The organism is Xanthomonas campestris pv. phormiicola, from assembly GCA_025666215.1.
Taxonomy (GTDB): domain Bacteria; phylum Pseudomonadota; class Gammaproteobacteria; order Xanthomonadales; family Xanthomonadaceae; genus Xanthomonas_A; species Xanthomonas_A campestris_A.
In genome coordinates this window covers 844,825-862,082 of sequence record CP102593.1, presented here as the reverse complement: position 1 = coordinate 862,082, position 17,258 = coordinate 844,825, and the positions used below count along the sequence as shown (strand labels likewise).

Annotated in this window: 15 protein-coding genes and 1 pseudogene; 4 read left to right on the top strand and 12 right to left on the bottom strand. The window is 61.7% G+C overall.

The window, feature by feature from the left end; translation table 11 throughout:
* Positions 1 to 32 precede the first annotated feature (32 nt).
* Positions 33 to 1,379: a phosphomannomutase gene (locus NRY95_03545; protein ID UYC17056.1), complete on the top strand. Its 1,347-nt coding sequence runs from the start codon at positions 33 to 35 to the stop codon at positions 1,377 to 1,379.
* 55 nt (positions 1,380 to 1,434) lie between these two features.
* Positions 1,435 to 2,838, top strand: coding sequence for a mannose-1-phosphate guanylyltransferase/mannose-6-phosphate isomerase (locus NRY95_03540; protein ID UYC17055.1), 1,404 nt, complete (start codon positions 1,435 to 1,437; stop codon positions 2,836 to 2,838).
* A 67-nt stretch (positions 2,839 to 2,905) separates the two neighbouring features.
* Here NRY95_03540 and NRY95_03535 read toward each other — a convergent pair whose 3' ends face one another.
* The 5 genes from NRY95_03535 to rfbB all read right to left on the bottom strand — a co-directional run bounded on the left by NRY95_03535 (position 2,906) and on the right by rfbB (position 7,646).
* Entirely contained in the window at positions 2,906 to 4,135 is a 1,230-nt protein-coding gene (locus NRY95_03535; GenBank protein ID UYC17054.1) for a sulfotransferase family protein, read from the bottom strand.
* A gap of 69 nt (positions 4,136 to 4,204) precedes the next feature.
* Positions 4,205 to 5,095, bottom strand: coding sequence for a dTDP-4-dehydrorhamnose reductase (gene rfbD / locus NRY95_03530; protein UYC17053.1), 891 nt, complete (start codon positions 5,093 to 5,095; stop codon positions 4,205 to 4,207).
* Positions 5,092 to 5,649, bottom strand: a complete 558-nt coding sequence (gene rfbC / locus NRY95_03525) for a dTDP-4-dehydrorhamnose 3,5-epimerase (GenBank protein ID UYC17052.1) — start codon at positions 5,647 to 5,649, stop codon at positions 5,092 to 5,094. Before rfbC ends, rfbD begins: the two co-directional genes overlap by 4 nt.
* A complete protein-coding gene (gene rfbA / locus NRY95_03520; protein ID UYC17051.1) occupies positions 5,646 to 6,533 on the bottom strand; it encodes a glucose-1-phosphate thymidylyltransferase RfbA in 888 nt (295 codons plus the stop codon). The genes rfbC and rfbA overlap by 4 nt, the downstream gene beginning before the upstream one ends.
* Before the next feature lie 57 nt (positions 6,534 to 6,590).
* Complete coding sequence (gene rfbB / locus NRY95_03515) at positions 6,591 to 7,646, bottom strand: dTDP-glucose 4,6-dehydratase (GenBank protein ID UYC17050.1); 1,056 nt, start codon at positions 7,644 to 7,646, stop codon at positions 6,591 to 6,593.
* Between the two features lie 237 nt (positions 7,647 to 7,883).
* Between rfbB and NRY95_03510 the strand changes: the two genes are divergently transcribed.
* Both NRY95_03510 and NRY95_03505 read left to right on the top strand, forming a co-directional pair.
* Positions 7,884 to 8,630, top strand: coding sequence for an electron transfer flavoprotein subunit beta/FixA family protein (locus tag NRY95_03510; protein UYC17049.1), 747 nt, complete (start codon positions 7,884 to 7,886; stop codon positions 8,628 to 8,630).
* Between the two features lie 94 nt (positions 8,631 to 8,724).
* Complete coding sequence (locus NRY95_03505) at positions 8,725 to 9,666, top strand: electron transfer flavoprotein subunit alpha/FixB family protein (protein ID UYC17048.1); 942 nt, start codon at positions 8,725 to 8,727, stop codon at positions 9,664 to 9,666.
* 220 nt (positions 9,667 to 9,886) lie between these two features.
* Here NRY95_03505 and NRY95_03500 read toward each other — a convergent pair.
* From NRY95_03500 to NRY95_03470, 7 genes and pseudogenes are all read right to left on the bottom strand, one after another.
* Positions 9,887 to 10,641: pseudogene (locus tag NRY95_03500) on the bottom strand (IS5 family transposase).
* A gap of 218 nt (positions 10,642 to 10,859) precedes the next feature.
* Positions 10,860 to 12,026, bottom strand: coding sequence for a nucleotide sugar dehydrogenase (locus tag NRY95_03495; GenBank protein ID UYC17047.1), 1,167 nt, complete (start codon positions 12,024 to 12,026; stop codon positions 10,860 to 10,862).
* Positions 12,027 to 12,093: 67 nt separating this feature from the next.
* Positions 12,094 to 14,079 carry a hypothetical protein gene (locus tag NRY95_03490; GenBank protein UYC17046.1) on the bottom strand — a complete coding sequence of 662 codons (1,986 nt, stop codon included), beginning with the start codon at positions 14,077 to 14,079 and terminating at the stop codon, positions 12,094 to 12,096.
* A gap of 88 nt (positions 14,080 to 14,167) precedes the next feature.
* Positions 14,168 to 14,767 (bottom strand): hypothetical protein, encoded by a 600-nt coding sequence (locus NRY95_03485; protein ID UYC17045.1) that lies wholly within the window; start codon positions 14,765 to 14,767, stop codon positions 14,168 to 14,170.
* Positions 14,764 to 15,162 (bottom strand): GtrA family protein, encoded by a 399-nt coding sequence (locus NRY95_03480; GenBank protein UYC17044.1) that lies wholly within the window; start codon positions 15,160 to 15,162, stop codon positions 14,764 to 14,766. The genes NRY95_03485 and NRY95_03480 overlap by 4 nt, the downstream gene beginning before the upstream one ends.
* On the bottom strand, positions 15,146 to 16,066 hold the full coding sequence (locus NRY95_03475; GenBank protein UYC18487.1) for a glycosyltransferase: 921 nt from the start codon (positions 16,064 to 16,066) through the stop codon (positions 15,146 to 15,148). Before NRY95_03475 ends, NRY95_03480 begins: the two co-directional genes overlap by 17 nt.
* A 29-nt stretch (positions 16,067 to 16,095) precedes the next feature.
* Positions 16,096 to 17,046: an SDR family oxidoreductase gene (locus NRY95_03470; GenBank protein UYC17043.1), complete on the bottom strand. Its 951-nt coding sequence runs from the start codon at positions 17,044 to 17,046 to the stop codon at positions 16,096 to 16,098.
* Positions 17,047 to 17,258: the final 212 nt, after the last annotated feature.

The window sequence follows — 17,258 nt, the reverse complement described above, 5'->3', positions numbered from 1 at the left end:
ACTCCAGCTTCCCCCATCCAAGGTCCCTCCCTATGTCGCTTCCCGCATTCAAGGCCTACGACATCCGCGGTCGCGTTCCCGACGAACTGAACGAGGACCTGGCCCGCCGTATCGGCGTGGCGCTGGCGGGGCAATTGGAGAGCGGACCGGTGGTGGTGGGCCACGACGTGCGCCTGGCCAGCCAGGGGCTGCAGGACGCGCTGTCGGCCGGCCTGCGCGCCAGCGGCCGCGAAGTCATCGACATCGGCCTGTGCGGCACCGAGGAAGTGTATTTCCAGACCGACCACCTGCAGGCCGCCGGCGGGGTGATGGTCACCGCCAGCCACAACCCGATGGACTACAACGGGATGAAGCTGGTGCGCGAGAATGCGCGCCCGATCAGCTCCGATACCGGCCTGTTCGCGATCCGCGACACCGTGGCCGCCGACACCGCGCCCGCCGGCACGCCGACCGCGGCCGAGCACAGCCGCCCGGACAAGTCCGCCTATATCGCGCACCTGCTGAGCTACATCGACCTCGGCTCGCTCAAGCCGCTGAAGCTGGTGGTCAACGCCGGCAACGGCGGCGCCGGCGCCATCGTCGACCTGCTGGCGCCGCACCTGCCGTTCGAGTTCGTGCGCGTGTTCCACGAGCCGGACGGCCACTTCCCCAACGGCATCCCGAACCCGCTGCTGCCGGAGAATCGCGAAGCCACCGCCAAGGCGGTGAAGGAGCACGGCGCGGACTTCGGTATCGCCTGGGACGGCGATTTCGACCGCTGCTTCTTCTTCGACGAGAACGGCCGTTTCATCGAAGGCTATTACCTGGTCGGCCTGCTCGCGCAGGCGATCCTGGCCAAGCAGCCGGGCGGCAAGGTCGTGCACGACCCGCGCCTGACCTGGAACACGATCGAGATGGTCGAAGATGCCGGCGGCGTGCCGGTGCTGTGCAAGAGCGGGCACGCCTTCATCAAGGAGAAGATGCGCAGCGAAAATGCGGTGTACGGCGGCGAGATGAGCGCGCACCACTATTTCCGCGAGTTCGCCTACGCCGACTCGGGCATGATTCCGTGGCTGCTGATCGCCGAACTGGTATCGCAGTCGGGCCGCTCGCTGGCCGACCTGGTCGAGGCGCGGATGCAGAAGTTCCCGTGCAGCGGCGAGATCAACTTCAAGGTCGCCGATGCCAAGGCCGCGGTGGCCCGGGTGATGGAGCACTACGCCGCGCAGTCGCCGGCGCTGGATTACACCGACGGCGTCAGCGCCGAGTTCGCGCAATGGCGCTTCAACCTGCGCAGCTCCAACACCGAACCGCTGTTGCGCCTGAACGTGGAAACGCGCGGCGATGCGGCACTGCTGGAACAGCGCACCACCGAAATCTCCGACCTGCTGAAAGCATGATCGACTTCATGTCCTCCACCTTCCCCTTCAACGCATCTATGGAGTTCCCCCGCCCATGAGCGACGTTCTTCCCATCATCCTGTCCGGCGGTTCCGGCACCCGGCTCTGGCCGCTGTCGCGCGAGTCCTATCCGAAGCAGTTCCTGCCGTTGGTCGGCGAGCACAGCATGCTGCAGGCCACCTGGCTGCGCGCGGCGCCGGTCGCCGGGCACGCGCCGATCGTGGTCGCCAACGAAGAACACCGCTTCGTCGCCGCCGAACAATTGCAGCAGATCGGCGTGAAGCCGCAATCGATCCTGCTCGAACCCAAGGGCCGCAATACCGCGCCGGCCATCGCCGTGGCGGCGCTGGAGGCCACCCGCAATGGCGCCGACCCGCTGCTGCTGGTCCTGCCCTCCGACCATGTGATCCGCGACGAAGCGGCGTTCCAGGCCGCCGTGCAGGTTGCCGCGGCCGCAGCCGAGCAAGGCAAGCTGGTCACCTTCGGCATCAAACCGACCGCGCCGGAAACCGGCTATGGCTACATCAAGGCCGGCGCCGGCAACGGCGTCAGCGCGGTCGAGCGCTTCGTCGAGAAGCCCGACCTGGCCACCGCGCAGGGCTATCTGGCCTCGGGCGAGTACTACTGGAACAGCGGCATGTTCCTGTTCCGCGCCTCGCGCTACCTGGAAGAGCTGCGCCGCTTCCAGCCCGCGATCGCCGATGCCTGCACCAAGGCGTGGGACGCGGCAACGCGCGACGCCGATTTCACCCGCCTGGACAAGGACGCGTTTTCCGCCAGCCCATCCGACTCGATCGACTATGCCGTGATGGAAAAGACCGCCGATGCGGTGGTCGTGCCGCTGGACGCCAACTGGAACGATGTGGGGTCCTGGTCCGCCTTGCTGGATGTCTCGCCACAGGATGCGCAAGGCAATGCGCACCACGGCGACGTGATCGAGATCGATTGCCGCAACACCTATGCCTACGGCTCGCGGCTGATCGCGATGGTCGGGCTGCAGGACGTGGTGGTAGTGGAGACCGACGATGCGGTCCTGGTCGGTCACCGCGATCGCATCCAGGAGGTCAAGCAGATCGTGGCCAGGATCAAGGCCAGCGGCCGCTCCGAGGCCACCTGGCACCGCAAGGTGTATCGCCCCTGGGGCGCCTACGATTCGATCGACAACGGCCAGCGTTTCCAGGTCAAGCGCATCACCGTCAAGCCCGGCGCCACGCTGAGCCTGCAGATGCACCACCACCGCGCCGAGCACTGGATCGTGGTCAGCGGCACCGCCGAGGTCACCCGCGGCGAGGAAGTGCTGCTGCTCACCGAGAACCAGAGCACCTACATCCCGCTGGGCGTGACCCATCGCCTGAAGAACCCGGGCAAGCTGCCGCTGGAACTGATCGAGGTGCAGTCCGGCAGCTATCTGGGCGAGGACGACATCGTGCGCTTCGAGGATACGTACGGGCGTACCTGAGCTGCAGGCTGCCACGTAGTAAAACCGATGCTTGAGCCGGCCGCCTCGTGCGGCCGCCAATTGGGCATCAGTTCGACGACACGAGCACTTCCAAGTTCTGCGGGCGCTGGACGCCCTCGATCCAGCTCACGCCCTCCTGCACCAGTCTGACCTGAAGGTTGAACCGACCTTCCTGTACAGGAGCTCTGACACGCACAGTCATCCCAAAACGTTCGCCTGCGCCGAGCGGCTTAGGCAACTGGCTTCGCTCGCCGTCGTAAACGATCATCTCGCCATCCGTATCGACCCAGTGATAGGACACATGGATCGGATGGGGAGGACGACTGCTGAGCAGTTCCTCGGAATCATTGCGAATCGCGACATCAACCATAGCCAGCGCATCGGGCGATAGTGAGCGGGGACATTCTAGGACTTCTACACCAATGTACTCATGCGAGGATGGCTGCAGCGGTAAGCGCCATACACGTCCAGCACGACCTTCGCGCCGGGCTTCGTTCATCACCAACGACCTGACCATCGCGCTGAAGCGTTCCGCGAACCTGGCCCTTGCCCAGTCGTACAACTCACGGTCCAGCACGGTGACCTTGTCCACTGCGGATCGCACATCAGCGCTGATTTCGGATTCAGAGATGTGCCGAGCCGATACATTGAGATGCTGCGCCGGCATCGCCGGGTCGAATCCGAACACATGCGAGAAGAGATTCAAAGAATCCGCCATACGCTCGGCGATACCGAACTCCATCGATTCTAGGCGACGCTTGGCGGCCTCCAGCAAGGCAGGATCATCCCCTCGCTTTGCATAAGCCCGAATCGTACGCGTACCGTAACCTACGGGATCCGCTGCGAGCTGCTCAAAATCCAAGTCCGCCGCCAGGAATATGGTCTGGGTATTGATGAGATCCCACTGCGTTTCTGGATCGGTGACAAATTCCAGCAACGACCACTGCTCACCGACCACCTGCTCATGACGATGAGCGTTTGGGTCGCGGCGCACATGCGAATACCACGACAAGGTCCTGTGCAATGGATCCCGCAGCATTGTCAGGTAACGTAGGGGTTGGCCGACATACCTCTCCAGACCGTGCCATAAATGCCCCCGAAAGAAGCGGTAGTCACGCAACCTGGTTCGATCTATCGAAAATAGACTCGGCAGAAGTTGCCCGGGACATATTTCGGTGTCCGCAAACTGGGCATCAAGGAAAGCGATGAGCGACGTACCCGCGGTTTTGGGGATGTGCAGGTAATACAACGACTCCAGCTGATTCTCAACACCTCGCAAGTTTGTATTCTGCTGCATTCTTCTCCATGCTCATCGATGCGCGCTATACATGCCTCATGTGACGGAATGACCAAATTTTGAAGTCATTCATAGAGACCTTAACACACTCTCAATGCCTTGCTGCCATTGCGGCAACTCGACGCCCCAATCGGTAATGAGCGAAGTCGTATCCAATCGTGAAAATGCCGGCCGCGGTGCCGGCGTTGGATACTCCGAAGTCGTGATAGGAATCACACTTGGCAGCTTATCGATCAATCCGAGATCAAACGCCTTCGCGAAAATGGTTGAGGCGAACCCGTGCCAACTCGTCTCCCCCATGGCGGTCAGATGCCAGGTTCCCGAGCGACGGCCCTTTTGCGTCATGACATGTGCGGTCACGTCCGCAATCAGCGCTGCTGGGGTCGGCGTGCCCACCTGGTCGGCGACCACGCGCAGCTCGTCGCGTTCGGCGCCGACGCGCAGCATGGTGCGCAGGAAATTGTGGCCATGCGCCGCATAGACCCAAGCGGTACGAAAAATCAGATGACGTCCGCCAGCTACGCGAATCTCCTGCTCGCCGGCCAATTTGCTCTCGCCGTACACGCTCAAGGGGTTGGTCGGAGCGTTTGGCAAGTAAGGATGCTGCGCCCGCCCATCAAATACATAATCTGTTGAATAGTGCACCAGCGGCACGTCGTGATCTGCGCACCAGCGCGCAATCGTACCGGGGGCCTTAGCATTTGCACGAAAAGCCGCATCGCGTTCCTGTTCGGCGCGATCTACCGCGGTATAGGCCGCGGCATTGACCACTGCCGTGGGCTGCAGCCGATCGAGCAAGGCGCTCAACGTCTGCGGCTGGTCGAAGTCGGCGATTTCGCAGGCGCTGCCATCGGGCAGGCGGCCGCTGCGCGTGGTCGCCAGCAACGGGCCGTGCCTGGCCAGCGCGCGCAACAGTTCCTGGCCGACCTGGCCGTTGGCGCCGAACACCAGCGTGGTCACGGCACGTACACCGGCAGGCGGTTTTCGGCGATGTCGGCCAGGAACGGCGCCACCGCATCCTTGGCCGACAGCAGCGGCTCGCCGATCGGCCAGTCCACGCCGATCGCCGCGTCGTCCCAGCGCACGCCGGCGTCGGCTTGCTTCACGTACACGTCGGTGCACAGATAGCTGAACACCGCGCGCTCGGACAGCACCGCGAAGCCATGCGCCAAGCCTTCCGGAATCCAGAACTGCTTCTTGTTCTCCGCGCTCAGCACCACTGCAGTCCAGCGGCCGAAATGCGGCGAGCCGCGGCGGATGTCCACCGCCACGTCGTAGACCTCGCCTTCCAGCACGCTGACCAGCTTGCCCTGCGGGCGCGGCCATTGGTAATGCAAGCCGCGCAGCACGCCCTTGGCCGAGGTCGACACGTTGCTCTGCACGAAGCTGGTGGGCAGTCCATGCTGGCCGAAACGCTCGGCGTTCCACGTCTCGAAGAAATAGCCGCGTTCGTCGCCGAACACCGCCGGCTCGATCACCACGCAGCCGGGCAGATTGGTTTCAATCACTTTCACGGAACGATTCCTCGGACAGCCAGTTCATGCAGGTATTTGCCATAGTCGTTCTTCAACAGCGGCGCGGCGAGTTTCTCCAGCTGCGCGGCATCGATCCAGCCCTGGCCGAACGCGATCTCTTCCGGGCAGCACACCTGCAAGCCCTGTCGCGACTGGATGGTCTCGATGAAGTTGGAGGCCTCGTGCAGCGACTGGTGGGTGCCGGTATCCAGCCAGGCGTAGCCGCGGCCCAGCGGTTCCAGGTGCAGTTCGCCCGCCTCCAGGTAACGCCGGTTGAGATCGGTGATTTCCAGCTCCCCGCGCGGCGAGGGCTTCAACGCGGCCGCGTGCTCGCTGGCCTGGCCGTCGTAGAAGTACAGGCCGGTGACCGCATAGTTGGAGCGCGGCTGGACCGGCTTCTCGGCGATGTCGATGACCTTGCCGGCCTGGTCGAACTCGGCCACGCCATAGCGCTCAGGATCGTTGACCCAATAGCCGAACACGGTGGCGCCGTGCTGCCGCGCGTCGGCGCGGCGCAGGGTCTCGGTCAGCCCATGCCCATGGAAGATGTTGTCGCCCAGCACCAGGCAGCTCGGCTTGCCGGCGACGAAATCGCGGCCGATCAGGTAGGCCTGCGCCAACCCGTCCGGACTCGGCTGCACCGCGTATTCCAGGCGCATGCCCCACTGCGAGCCATCGCCCAGCAGCGCACGGAACAAGGCCTGCTCGTGCGGCGTATTGATGATCAGCACCTCGCGGATGCCGGCCAGCATCAGCACGCTGAGCGGGTAATAGATCATCGGCTTGTCGTACACCGGCAGCAGCTGCTTGCTGACGCCCTTGGTGATCGGATACAGCCGGGTGCCGGAGCCGCCGGCCAGGATGATGCCTTTGCGTTGGGTCATGAGGTGCTTCCTAGGAAGTCCGCACATCGATGTGCGGGCTCTTGCGAGGGACTCGCGTTATGCCGCCGTGCCGATGCGTTCCAGCCGGTAGCTGCCGTCGAGCACGCCCTGCACCCAGGCCTGGTTGGCCAGGTACCAGTCCACGGTGATGGCGATGCCCTGCTCGAAGCTGTACTGCGGCTCCCAGCCCAACTCGTTCTTCAGCTTGGACGCATCGATCGCGTAGCGCCGGTCGTGGCCGGGGCGGTCGGCGACATGGGTGATCTGGCTGGCGCGCGGCTGGCCGTCGGCGCGCGGGCGGCGCGCATCGAGCAGCGCGCAGATCGCCTGCACCACCTCGACGTTCTGCTTCTCGGAGTTGCCGCCGACGTTGTAGGTCTCGCCGACCCGGCCATTGGCCAGCACGGTGCGGATCGCCGCGCAATGGTCGCCGACGAACAGCCAGTCGCGCACCTGCTTGCCGTCGCCGTAGACCGGCAACGGTTCGCCGGCCAGCGCCTTGGCGATCACCAGCGGCACGAGCTTTTCCGGGAAGTGGTACGGGCCGTAATTGTTGGAACAGTTGGTGGTCAGCACCGGCAGGCCGTAGGTGTGGTGGAACGCGCGCACCAGGTGATCGGAGGCGGCCTTGGAGGCCGAGTACGGCGAATTGGGCGCGTACGGCGTGGTCTCGGAGAACTTGCCGGTCTCGCCCAGCGTGCCGTAGACCTCGTCGGTGGACACGTGCAGGAAGCGGAACGCGGCGCGCGGCCCCTCCGGCAGCGCCTTCCAGTGGTCGCGCACCGCTTCCAGCAGGCCCAGGGTGCCGACCACGTTGGTCTGGATGAAGGCGCCGGGGCCGTCGATGGAGCGGTCCACATGGCTCTCGGCGGCGAAGTTCAGTACCGCGTCGGGCTGGTGCTCGCGCAGCAGTTGCGTCACCAGATCGCGGTCGCCGATATCGCCGTGCACGAAGACGTGGTCGGGATTGCCTTCCAGCGAGGCCAACGTGTTCAGATTGCCGGCGTAGGTCAGCGCATCGAGATTGATCACGCGGACGCCGCGCGACACCGCTTCCAGCACGAAATTGCCGCCGATGAACCCGGCACCGCCGGTTACAAGCCAAGTAGCCACTGTGACGCCTCCTGATCGGGCGCCGCAAGGCGCTCCGCTATTCAAACCTCACAGGATATACGCTTTGCCAGAGATGATCGCCTCTGCCACCGCCGCTGATTCAGGCGGAGCCGACAGCGGCAAGCCGTCCACCATACGCCCTCGCATGGTCCACCGCCGCCGGTTAGAATCCACCGACTGCCCCGTGCCAGCCGCCGCGGCCGGGCCTTCCCGCACTGCTGAAGGATCTCGTACAAGATGAAAATCCTCGTCGCCTACAAGCGCGTGGTGGACTACAACGTCCGCATCCAGGTCAAGCCGGACGGCTCCGGCGTCGTGACCGAGGGCGTCAAGCTGTCCCCCAATCCGTTCGACGAAATCGCCCTGGAAGAGGCGCTGCGCCTGCGCGATGCCGGCATCGCCAGCGAGGTCGTGGTGGTCACCCTGGCCCCGGCCGATGCCGCCGCGCACCTGCGCAACGGCCTGGCGATGGGCGCCAACCGCGCCATTCACGTCGTCACCGATGCCGCGATCCAGCCGCTGACCGCGGCCCGCACCTTGCTCAAACTGGTCGAGCAGGAGCAGCCGGACCTGGTGATCCTGGGCAAGCAGGCCATCGACGACGACGCCAACCAGACCGGGCAGATGCTGGCCACGCTGTGGGGCCGCCCGCAGGCGACCTTCGCCGGCAAGTTGGTGGTCGCCGACGGCAAGGCCACGGTGACCCGCGAGGTCGATGCCGGCCTTGAGACGCTGGAAGTGGACCTGCCGGCGGTGGTGACCACCGATCTGCGCCTGAACGAACCGCGCTTCATCAAGCTGCCGGACATCATGAAGGCCAAGAGCAAGCCGCTGCAGACCCTGGCGTTCGCCGACCTGGGTGTGGAGTCCAACGACAGCCTCGCCACCACCCACTACGCCCCGCCGCCCAAGCGCAGCCGCGGCGTGATGGTCAAGGACGCCGCCGAACTGGTGGCCGCACTCAAGCAGAAGGGGCTTTTGTGATCATCCCTGATCAAGAGCCCGGCCATCCATGGCCGGACTTCTCAATGCCGAAGCCTGCATCCCCCAAGAGCCCCATGTTTGAAAGGACACTCTGATGTCTAACATCCTCGTCGTCGCCGAACACCTGAACGGCCAGCTCAACGCGGCCACCGCCAAGACCGTCAGCGCCGCGCAGGCGCTGTCCCCGGAAACCATCGACATCGTGGTGTTGGCCGCCGACCCGGCCGCCGTCGCCGCGCAGGCCGCGCAGATCGCTGGCGTGAGCCGCGTGCTCACCGTCGCCAACCCGGCCAACGAACACGCCATCGCGCAGGTGCTGGGGCCGCAGATCGCGCAACTGGCGCAGGGTTACAGCCACGTGTTTGGCCCGTCCACCACGTTCGGCAAGGACCTGATGCCGGTGGTCGCCGCGCTGCTCGGGGTCAACCAGATCTCCGACCTGATGGCCGTCGATGGCGACTATGCCTTCAAGCGCCCGATCTACGCCGGCAACGCGATCATCAGCGTGCATGCGCCCGCCGACCAGACCGTGGTCGCCACCGTGCGCAGCGCCTCGTGGCCGGAAGCGGCACAGGGCGGCAGCGCCGCAATCGAAGCGGCCAGCGTCAGCGCGACGCTGCCGAGCCACACCCGCTTCGTCGGCCTGGCTGCGGGCAAGTCCGACCGGCCCGACCTGCAGAGCGCCAAGCGCGTGGTCTCCGGCGGCCGCGGCGTGGGCTCGGCGGAGAACTTCCAGGTCATCTACAAGCTGGCCGACAAGCTCGGCGCCGCGGTTGGCGCCTCGCGCGCGGCAGTGGATGCCGGCTACGTGCCCAATGAACTGCAGGTCGGCCAGACCGGCAAGATCATCGCCCCGGACCTGTACGTGGCCGTCGGCATCTCGGGTGCGATCCAGCACCTGACCGGGATCAAGGACGCCGGCACCATCGTCGCGATCAACAAGGATCCGGAATCGCCGATCTTCGAGATCGCAGATATCGGGCTGGTGGGAGATTTGTTCACGCTGCTGCCGCAGTTAGAAGCGGCACTGGCTTAAGCAACACAGGCGCATCGCCCATTCCCATTTGACGAACGGTCAACTTGCAAACGAGTTCCCATCACAGGCAATGGATGGAACTTTGAGTGCGTTGAAGATCACTCGAGGGTATGCTGCTGGTGTTCATAAACATTGAGCACCAGCAGCCTACATGTTGACCGGGGAGCTCACGTCAGAATCCCGCACCGATGCACTTGCCAACCGACTCTAGGGCCTGTCATCAATTTAGCAAAATGACCGAGGCGATCCAGTAGATCGCGCCGAGGAAGTTGCAGGCTGTCTTGTCGTAGCGGGTGGCAATGGCCCGGTACTGCTTGAGTCTGGCGAAGAAGTTCTCGATCAGGTGTCGATCCCTGTACAACACCCGGTCGTAGTCACGCTGCACCTTGCGTGTTGGATGGGAGGGGATGACGATCTGCGTCTCCTGTCGCCGCATCGGCTCGATGACCCGTGCGCTGGCGTCGTAGGCTCGATCAGCGAGCAAGGCGCCGACCGACAATCGCGGCAACAAGGCATCTGCACCTTCCAGATCCGAGGCCTGGCCTGCGGTCAGATGAAATGCCACCGGATTGCCCAGCGCATCGACCACCGCGTGGATCTTGCTGCTCAGTCCGCCGCGGCTGCGTCCGATGGCCTGCGGCTTCCCCCTTTTGCCCCGGCGCTGTGCTGATGCGCCCGGACGATGGTGCTGTCGATCATCGCGTATTCGTTGTCCGCGTCTTCTGACAGGGCCTGGAACACCCGTTGCCAGACGCCTGACCGGCTCCAGCGGGTATGTCGTAGGTGGATGACGCGGAAATCACCGAAGCGCTCAGGCAGGTCCCGCCAGGGAATGCCGGCGCGGTAGCGGTACAGCACGGCTTCGACGAACAGTCGATTGTCCTTGGCGGTCACACCGACATGGCCGGCTCGGCCGGGAAGCAGATCGCGGATGCGATCCCACTGATCGTCTCGAAGGGCGTAGCGACGTCTCATTGCAGGGCGATGTAGGAGGGGGCGACAAGCATCGCCTATCTCAGCAAATGATGACAAGCCCTAGATCCTTGAGAAGCCAAACTCAGCGCATCGAGCATGATCTACTGGTCACCTCATGCGCATGCGGAGGACTGCGAGCCGAAATCAGCCAATCCATGCTCTACCAATAGGCAACCAATAGGCGACAAACGGAAGACCATAGATTCAGGATGTAAGGCTTAATTGTCCCCGAACAGATCCCGGGTATAAACCTTTTCTGTCACATCGGCCAAGGATTCTGACATGCGATTACTGATGATCACATCCGCTTCGCGCTTAAAGGCGTCCAAGTCGTTGACTACACGTGATCGGAAGAACTCCGCGTCCTCTAGGCAAGGCTCATGGACAATGACCTCCACGCCCCTGGCCTTGATACGCTTCATCACCCCCAGAATGCTGGAGGAACGGAAGTTGTCAGAGCCATTTTTCATGATAAGTCGATAGATGCCGACCACGCGCGGCTTTCGCCGGAGGACGTGCTCGGCGATGAAGTCCTTCCGCGTGGTGTTCGAATCTACAATCGCACGTATCAGGTTCTGCGGCACGCTCTGATAGTTAGCAAGCAGCTGCTTGGTATCCTTGGGCAGGCAATAGCCGCCGTAGCCGAACGAGGGGTTGTTGTAGTGCGACCCAATGCGCGGATCTAGGCCGATGCCTTCGATGATCTGCCGACTGTCCAAACCATGCGTGACCGCATAGGTATCCAGCTCATTTATATATGAAACCCGCATCGCCAGATAGGTATTGGCGAAAAGCTTGATCGCCTCGGCTTCGCTAGGCTCAGTAAACAAGATAGGAACATCCTGCTTGAGAGCCCCCTGCTTCAGCAGGCCGGCAAAGGTCTCCGCACGCGAGGAGCGTTCGCCGACGATGATCCGGGACGGATAGAGGTTGTCGTAAAGTGCACGGCCTTCCCGGAGAAACTCCGGCGAAAACATGATGTTATCGACTCCGAATTTCTGCCGGACATTGCCAACATAACCCACTGGGATCGTAGATTTGATCACCATGGTCGCGTCCGGATTGATCTTCAGCACATCACGGATGACGGCCTCAATCGAACGGGTATCGAAATAGTTGGTCTCGGGGTCGTAGTTAGTAGGGGTGGCGATGATGACGTAGTCGGCGCCTTCGTAGGCTTCGCGCGGATCGAGTGTAGCGCGGAAATTCAGCCCCCCTCCACTCAACGCCTGCTCGAGTTCGGCGTCAGATATGGGCGAACGCCCTTGGTTGAGCATGTGAACCTTGTGTTCGGCAATATCCAACGCCACGACTTCATGATGGCGAGCGAGAAGTACGCCGTTAGAAAGCCCGACATAGCCGGTTCCTGCTATTGCAATCTTCATCCGCCGTGATCCCTATTCCAAATATCCACAATCCACTCCAGCTTCGCCGCGCAATATGCAGGACACCTCATTCGTGGCTCGGCGCGGCAGTCAGTGGCACGATCAATACTGGCACACCGAGTTCGTGGAACCACGCACGCCCCTCGATCACCATGGTGATGGCAAGCCGCTCTCTCTGACCTGCCGCTGCCCCGGCTGGAACTGTGAATTCGATCTTCCGTATCTCGCCTGGACCCAGATCCAACCCATCACCGATCTCCACACGCGAGCGCCACGCAGAAGGATCTATATCCGCGCCAGCCGGCAACTGTTGCCACGACAACCGCAAAGGCTGAGCGGCCGGCGCCGAATCGAGCACATAATGCGAGTGATTCTCCAGCTCAACCTGCACACTGTAATGGTCACCCTGGGGCTGTACACCCATGATCCGCAGTTCCAACTGCGGAAAATCTTCAAGCGGCAGTTGTGCCCAGCTCATCCCCGTGCATTCGGGATGGCCCGCAACCGTCAAGGGACCGCGAGCGGCCTGAGGAAGCGACGCATGCAACCGTTCGGCATAGAACAAGGCAGCGGCACGAAGACGACGCGTCGCCTGAACGCACGGCGGACTAGCGATTGCCGGCCCGTAGCCTGGCGGCACGTTGCCAGAGTATCCGTTGAGCGTCGCGCGAGACTCAAGTTGCCCCAATACCATCCCATCCAGTTCGGCCATATAGAAAGGACGCTCCTGGTTCGCTGCGACATAGAGGATCGCATCCGCAGGCAAAGGATGTGGCAACTCCCTCCGCAACGCGCTCATCGAGGCGCGCTGTTGCTCGATATCGTAATGAAGGGTACGCATGGACGCTGATTCTGCCACCATGATCATTACTAATGCTGCGATCACTACCCCCCAGAGCGATCCTCTTTCGCGCACTGAATCGACGCCGGTAGCCACCAAAATTGCCATTGGCATTGCCAGAACCAGCCCGATCCGGGCCACCGCTCGTATTGAATTGACGCCCGGCAATCCCGCCAACAACAAATACAGGGAATGACCGCGAACGCTCAGCGTCAGGACCACCAGAAGCACAAGGGATAGCAGTGCGACCCAGCGCATGGACAAGGTCGGCCGCAACAAACCTACTGCCGCCAGGCCAAGAATCCCGGCACCGAAGAAGATCTGCTGCTCGTGACGCATCGGCATCGAATCCACGAACCGCGCCCCCATCCCTCCCCATATTACCGACCCATCGGCGAGAAGATAGCTGCGTAGGCGCGGCAGCAACGAGGCGATTTCATCTGGCCAACGCTGGAAACCATAAAGCTTGGAGTAGTGCAAGTACGGATACATCAACCACGCCACTGCGGCGAGCGCGACGGCACCCATGGCCAATGCAAGGATGACATCGCGCATCCTGTGAGCCCGCCCACGCGACAACCCCGGCACGAACCAACGCCATGGCCAGCTGCGCTCAACGATGCACTGCGCCAGTACCCAAGCCGAAAGCAACAGTAGCAGGAAATAGCCAAGGTAGATCGAGAGATAGAACTGTCCCGCGATAGCAAGGGCCAACCATCCGAGCCAGTGCCAACAACCATCATCCCGGAAACGTTGCCACAGCAGCAACGCCACAGGAATCAAGAAACGGTAGGCAAGCTGCTCATGCCCATGCCGCGCAATGACCGGCATGGCAAAACTAAAAGCAAAGGCGCCAATCGCACTGGCGACCGGCGAGTATCCGAGTTTGCGCAATACCAAGTGGCAGGCGAAAAAGTTCGCTACATACCCCCCGAGGTACAAGAGGTCGAACGCCTCATAACGATCCGCCCCCAGCCATCGGTAAAGTGAGTAAAGCCAGCCGGTGCCCCAGTGGTTGTCCGAAAACGTCAACGCCCCCGGCATGGGAAAGAAAAACGTCGGACTAATGAGACTGTGCTCGTGGCCGCTCAGCCAGCGGAAGAAATGCTCCAAGATGACGCCATTGAAACGGGCATCCCCAAGGTCGCCGGGCACGCAGGACAGACGACAAGTATGCGCAAGCGGCACCAAGATGAATCCGAGCAGCAACATCCCGAGTGGCGCCATCCAGCGCCACTCTAGGTCCTTCGCATCTGCATGGCGGCGAATGCCTGAGCTACTGCGCATAGTCATACCCTCCCTACTGGCAGCGATAGTCGGAGCTCATCTGACTATCGCGGAAAGGATCAACCAGCGCGTCGGTGTACTTCCCCATCAGCAGACGATGGGTTGGTAGAAGATTCCGGCGATAGAACCCGCTGAAGCTTGCGAGTCGCTCGCCACGCTCAGTCAAGCGTACGCAACCATCATGAATTTCAATGGTCCCCGACTCGAGCTGCTCAGTAAGACGCACGTCAACCAAGTGGTACTCGCGCACATACTCGTCCGTGAATATCTGTTTGAACGCATCTTCGCGGATGCCGCCGCCGCGTTGCTGAAGCTTTTCGAGAATGTAAAAAGACAATGATCGGTCGATCACCGTCGGCACAGAAATCGCGAAGACATAGCCACCAAGCATCCAGATCAACAAAAGCTGCAAAAACTCAAGACGCGAGAAGTCGCGAAACCAGCGCAACAACGCCAAACCGCCCGTCACGACCGCCATTGCAATGAACGCGTCAAGAATACTGGCATAAAACACCACATTCACTTGGAGATAGCGCATGTGGATGTAGTAGGTCAGCAACAGGACCACGATAAAGATGACGGTCGCGAGAAACGCCCGCAGGATCTTGTTCACTTGAATACCATGAATTTGTTGGCCAGAAAACTGAAAACCATTTGCATGCCGGTAGCCAATAGGAACCCTATTCGATAGTCAAACTTAAGCCGATCGGCCCAAACATACATCACTAGCGCATGCAGTACAGCGATGCATGCGTAGACCAGCAGAAACAGGATGCCCTGATGTAGCAAGCGGCCGCCACTGTTTCTGAAGACGAAATAGCGGCTGCCAATGAACGAGGCAGCGATACCAAAGACTGCAGCGACGCCGTTGGCCAAGCCTGCCGACGCCATGCCGACCACTTCCAGGTTGAATTTCAACACCGAGAAGTGGACTACTGTGGCAAGCACGCCGTTGATCAGATAACGAACAAGCTGACTGCCCCGCGCCGTGTCAGCGCGGACGGGCATGCCTGACCTCTTGGACGAACGCGTGATAATTGCCAGGCACCAACACACCGCCGCTACGGATCATGCCCGACAGCATCAGGGTGATCAGGGTCAATGCCGCGGTCTGCAGGAATACCAGCAAAAGAATGCCCGTCGCTAGCGAGAACCAGCCAGGCGTTGCAAAGCCGATAGCCTTAAGCACCAGCGCCAGCACCCCGCCGGCGACCGAAAGCGCCGCCACCAACGTGCAAGCGATGCCAACCCTTACCAGTACATCCTCAGCGAAAACCATCAGTGCACGAAACCCATGCAATGCCAAGCCGACGAAATTCATCTTGCTACGACCGGCGTAGCGTGGGCCACGGTCCAGCGCGCAAGTCGCCACTCGCAGCTTCGAGCTGAGTACGCAGGCCGCGATGTGGGTCCAAAGCTCCTGCATGACGGCCAGACGCCGCACCGCGGGCATCTTGGCTGCCATGAAGTTGCCGAAGCTGATCTTATGGCCAGTGAGCATGGCGAACAGCCACTTATAGACCACGTAGAACGCGCGGAATCGCAGTGTCTCTACCCGGCTCTTGCGAGTGGCCACCACTACGTCCACTTCGGGCGAATCCAGGCCCATCATGAGTTCGGATATGGTTTCAGGCATGTCCTCACCATCGGAGTCCATCACGACCACACGCTGGTCGTCACCGAAGTGCTCTGCCACGTAACTGAGGCCGACGGCAATAGCACGCTGATGCCCGACATTGCGCTTGAGCTTAATCACGACACCATCCAGCCCCGCAGCGGCGATCGCCGCCGGATCCAGGGGTTGCCGGACCGAACCATCATCCACCGCAACAATATAGGCCGAGGACGAGCACACTCGCGCGAGCTGCTGAAACAAGCGTCCAGAAGCCTCGACATCCTCGTAGACTGGCATCACGACGACAAACGCTTCTCCCGCCACCGTCACTGCTCCAAGCGGCTACGGAAGTAGGCGATAGTTTCCTTAAGACCATCCTCCAGCGTCACCTTCGGCTGCCAGTCTAGCTTATCCTTGGCCAGGCTAATATCCGGCTGACGTTGTCTGGGGTCATCCGATGGCAACGGCTCAAAAACGAGCTTCGACTTGCCACCAACTAGGCGCAGCACCGTCTCGGCAAGCTGCAGCATGGTGAACTCGCGGGGATTGCCGATATTGATCGGCCCGGTGAACGAAGGATCGCTTTCCATCAGGCGCAGCATGCCCTCGATCAAATCATCGACGTAGCAGAAGCTCCGCGTCTGCGTGCCTTCTCCATAAATCGTGATTGGCTCGCCTCGCAGCGCCTGCACGATGAAGTTGCTGACCACACGACCATCATTGGGATGCATGCGCGGACCATAGGTATTGAAGATGCGCATGACCTTGATTTCGAGACGGTGCTGGCGCCAGTAATCGAAGAACAAGGTCTCGGCGCAGCGCTTGCCCTCGTCGTAGCAGCTACGGATTCCCACCGGGTTAACGCGGCCCCAATAGCCCTCGACCTGCGGATGGATCTCCGGGTCGCCGTACACCTCGCTAGTGCTCGCCTGCAGAATTCGGGCACCGACACGCTTAGCCAAGCCCAACATGTTGATCGCACCATGAACGCTGGTCTTGGTCGTCTGCACCGGATCTGCCTGATAGTGTATCGGTGACGCGGGGCAGGCCAGATTGAAGATGCGATCCACCTCGACATAGAGCGGGAACGTCACATCGTGACGCATCAACTCGAACCGAGGACTTGGGAGCAGGCCAGCCACATTGGCCTTGCGCCCAGTGTAGAAGTTGTCTACGCAAAGGACATCGTGCCCGGCCGCAATCAGCCGGTCGCACAGATGCGAACCCAAGAAACCTGCGCCGCCGGTGACGAGTACCCGACTATCGTTAGTATGCATGCTTTTCCTTGTGCTGGTACGAAGCGCCTCGACTTCCGGGCGCCCCTACCACGCTTCGAATGATAATTGAATCGCCCAGGGGTTCCTAGACATTTCAAGATCATAGTTCAGATGACGACCTAAGGTGCTTGCTGCTCTAGAGGCTCAACACGGAACGTAGACCCAAGGCCTTAGGTGCCAGACAAGGCCCTGGCAGTCCATTGAGCATTTAC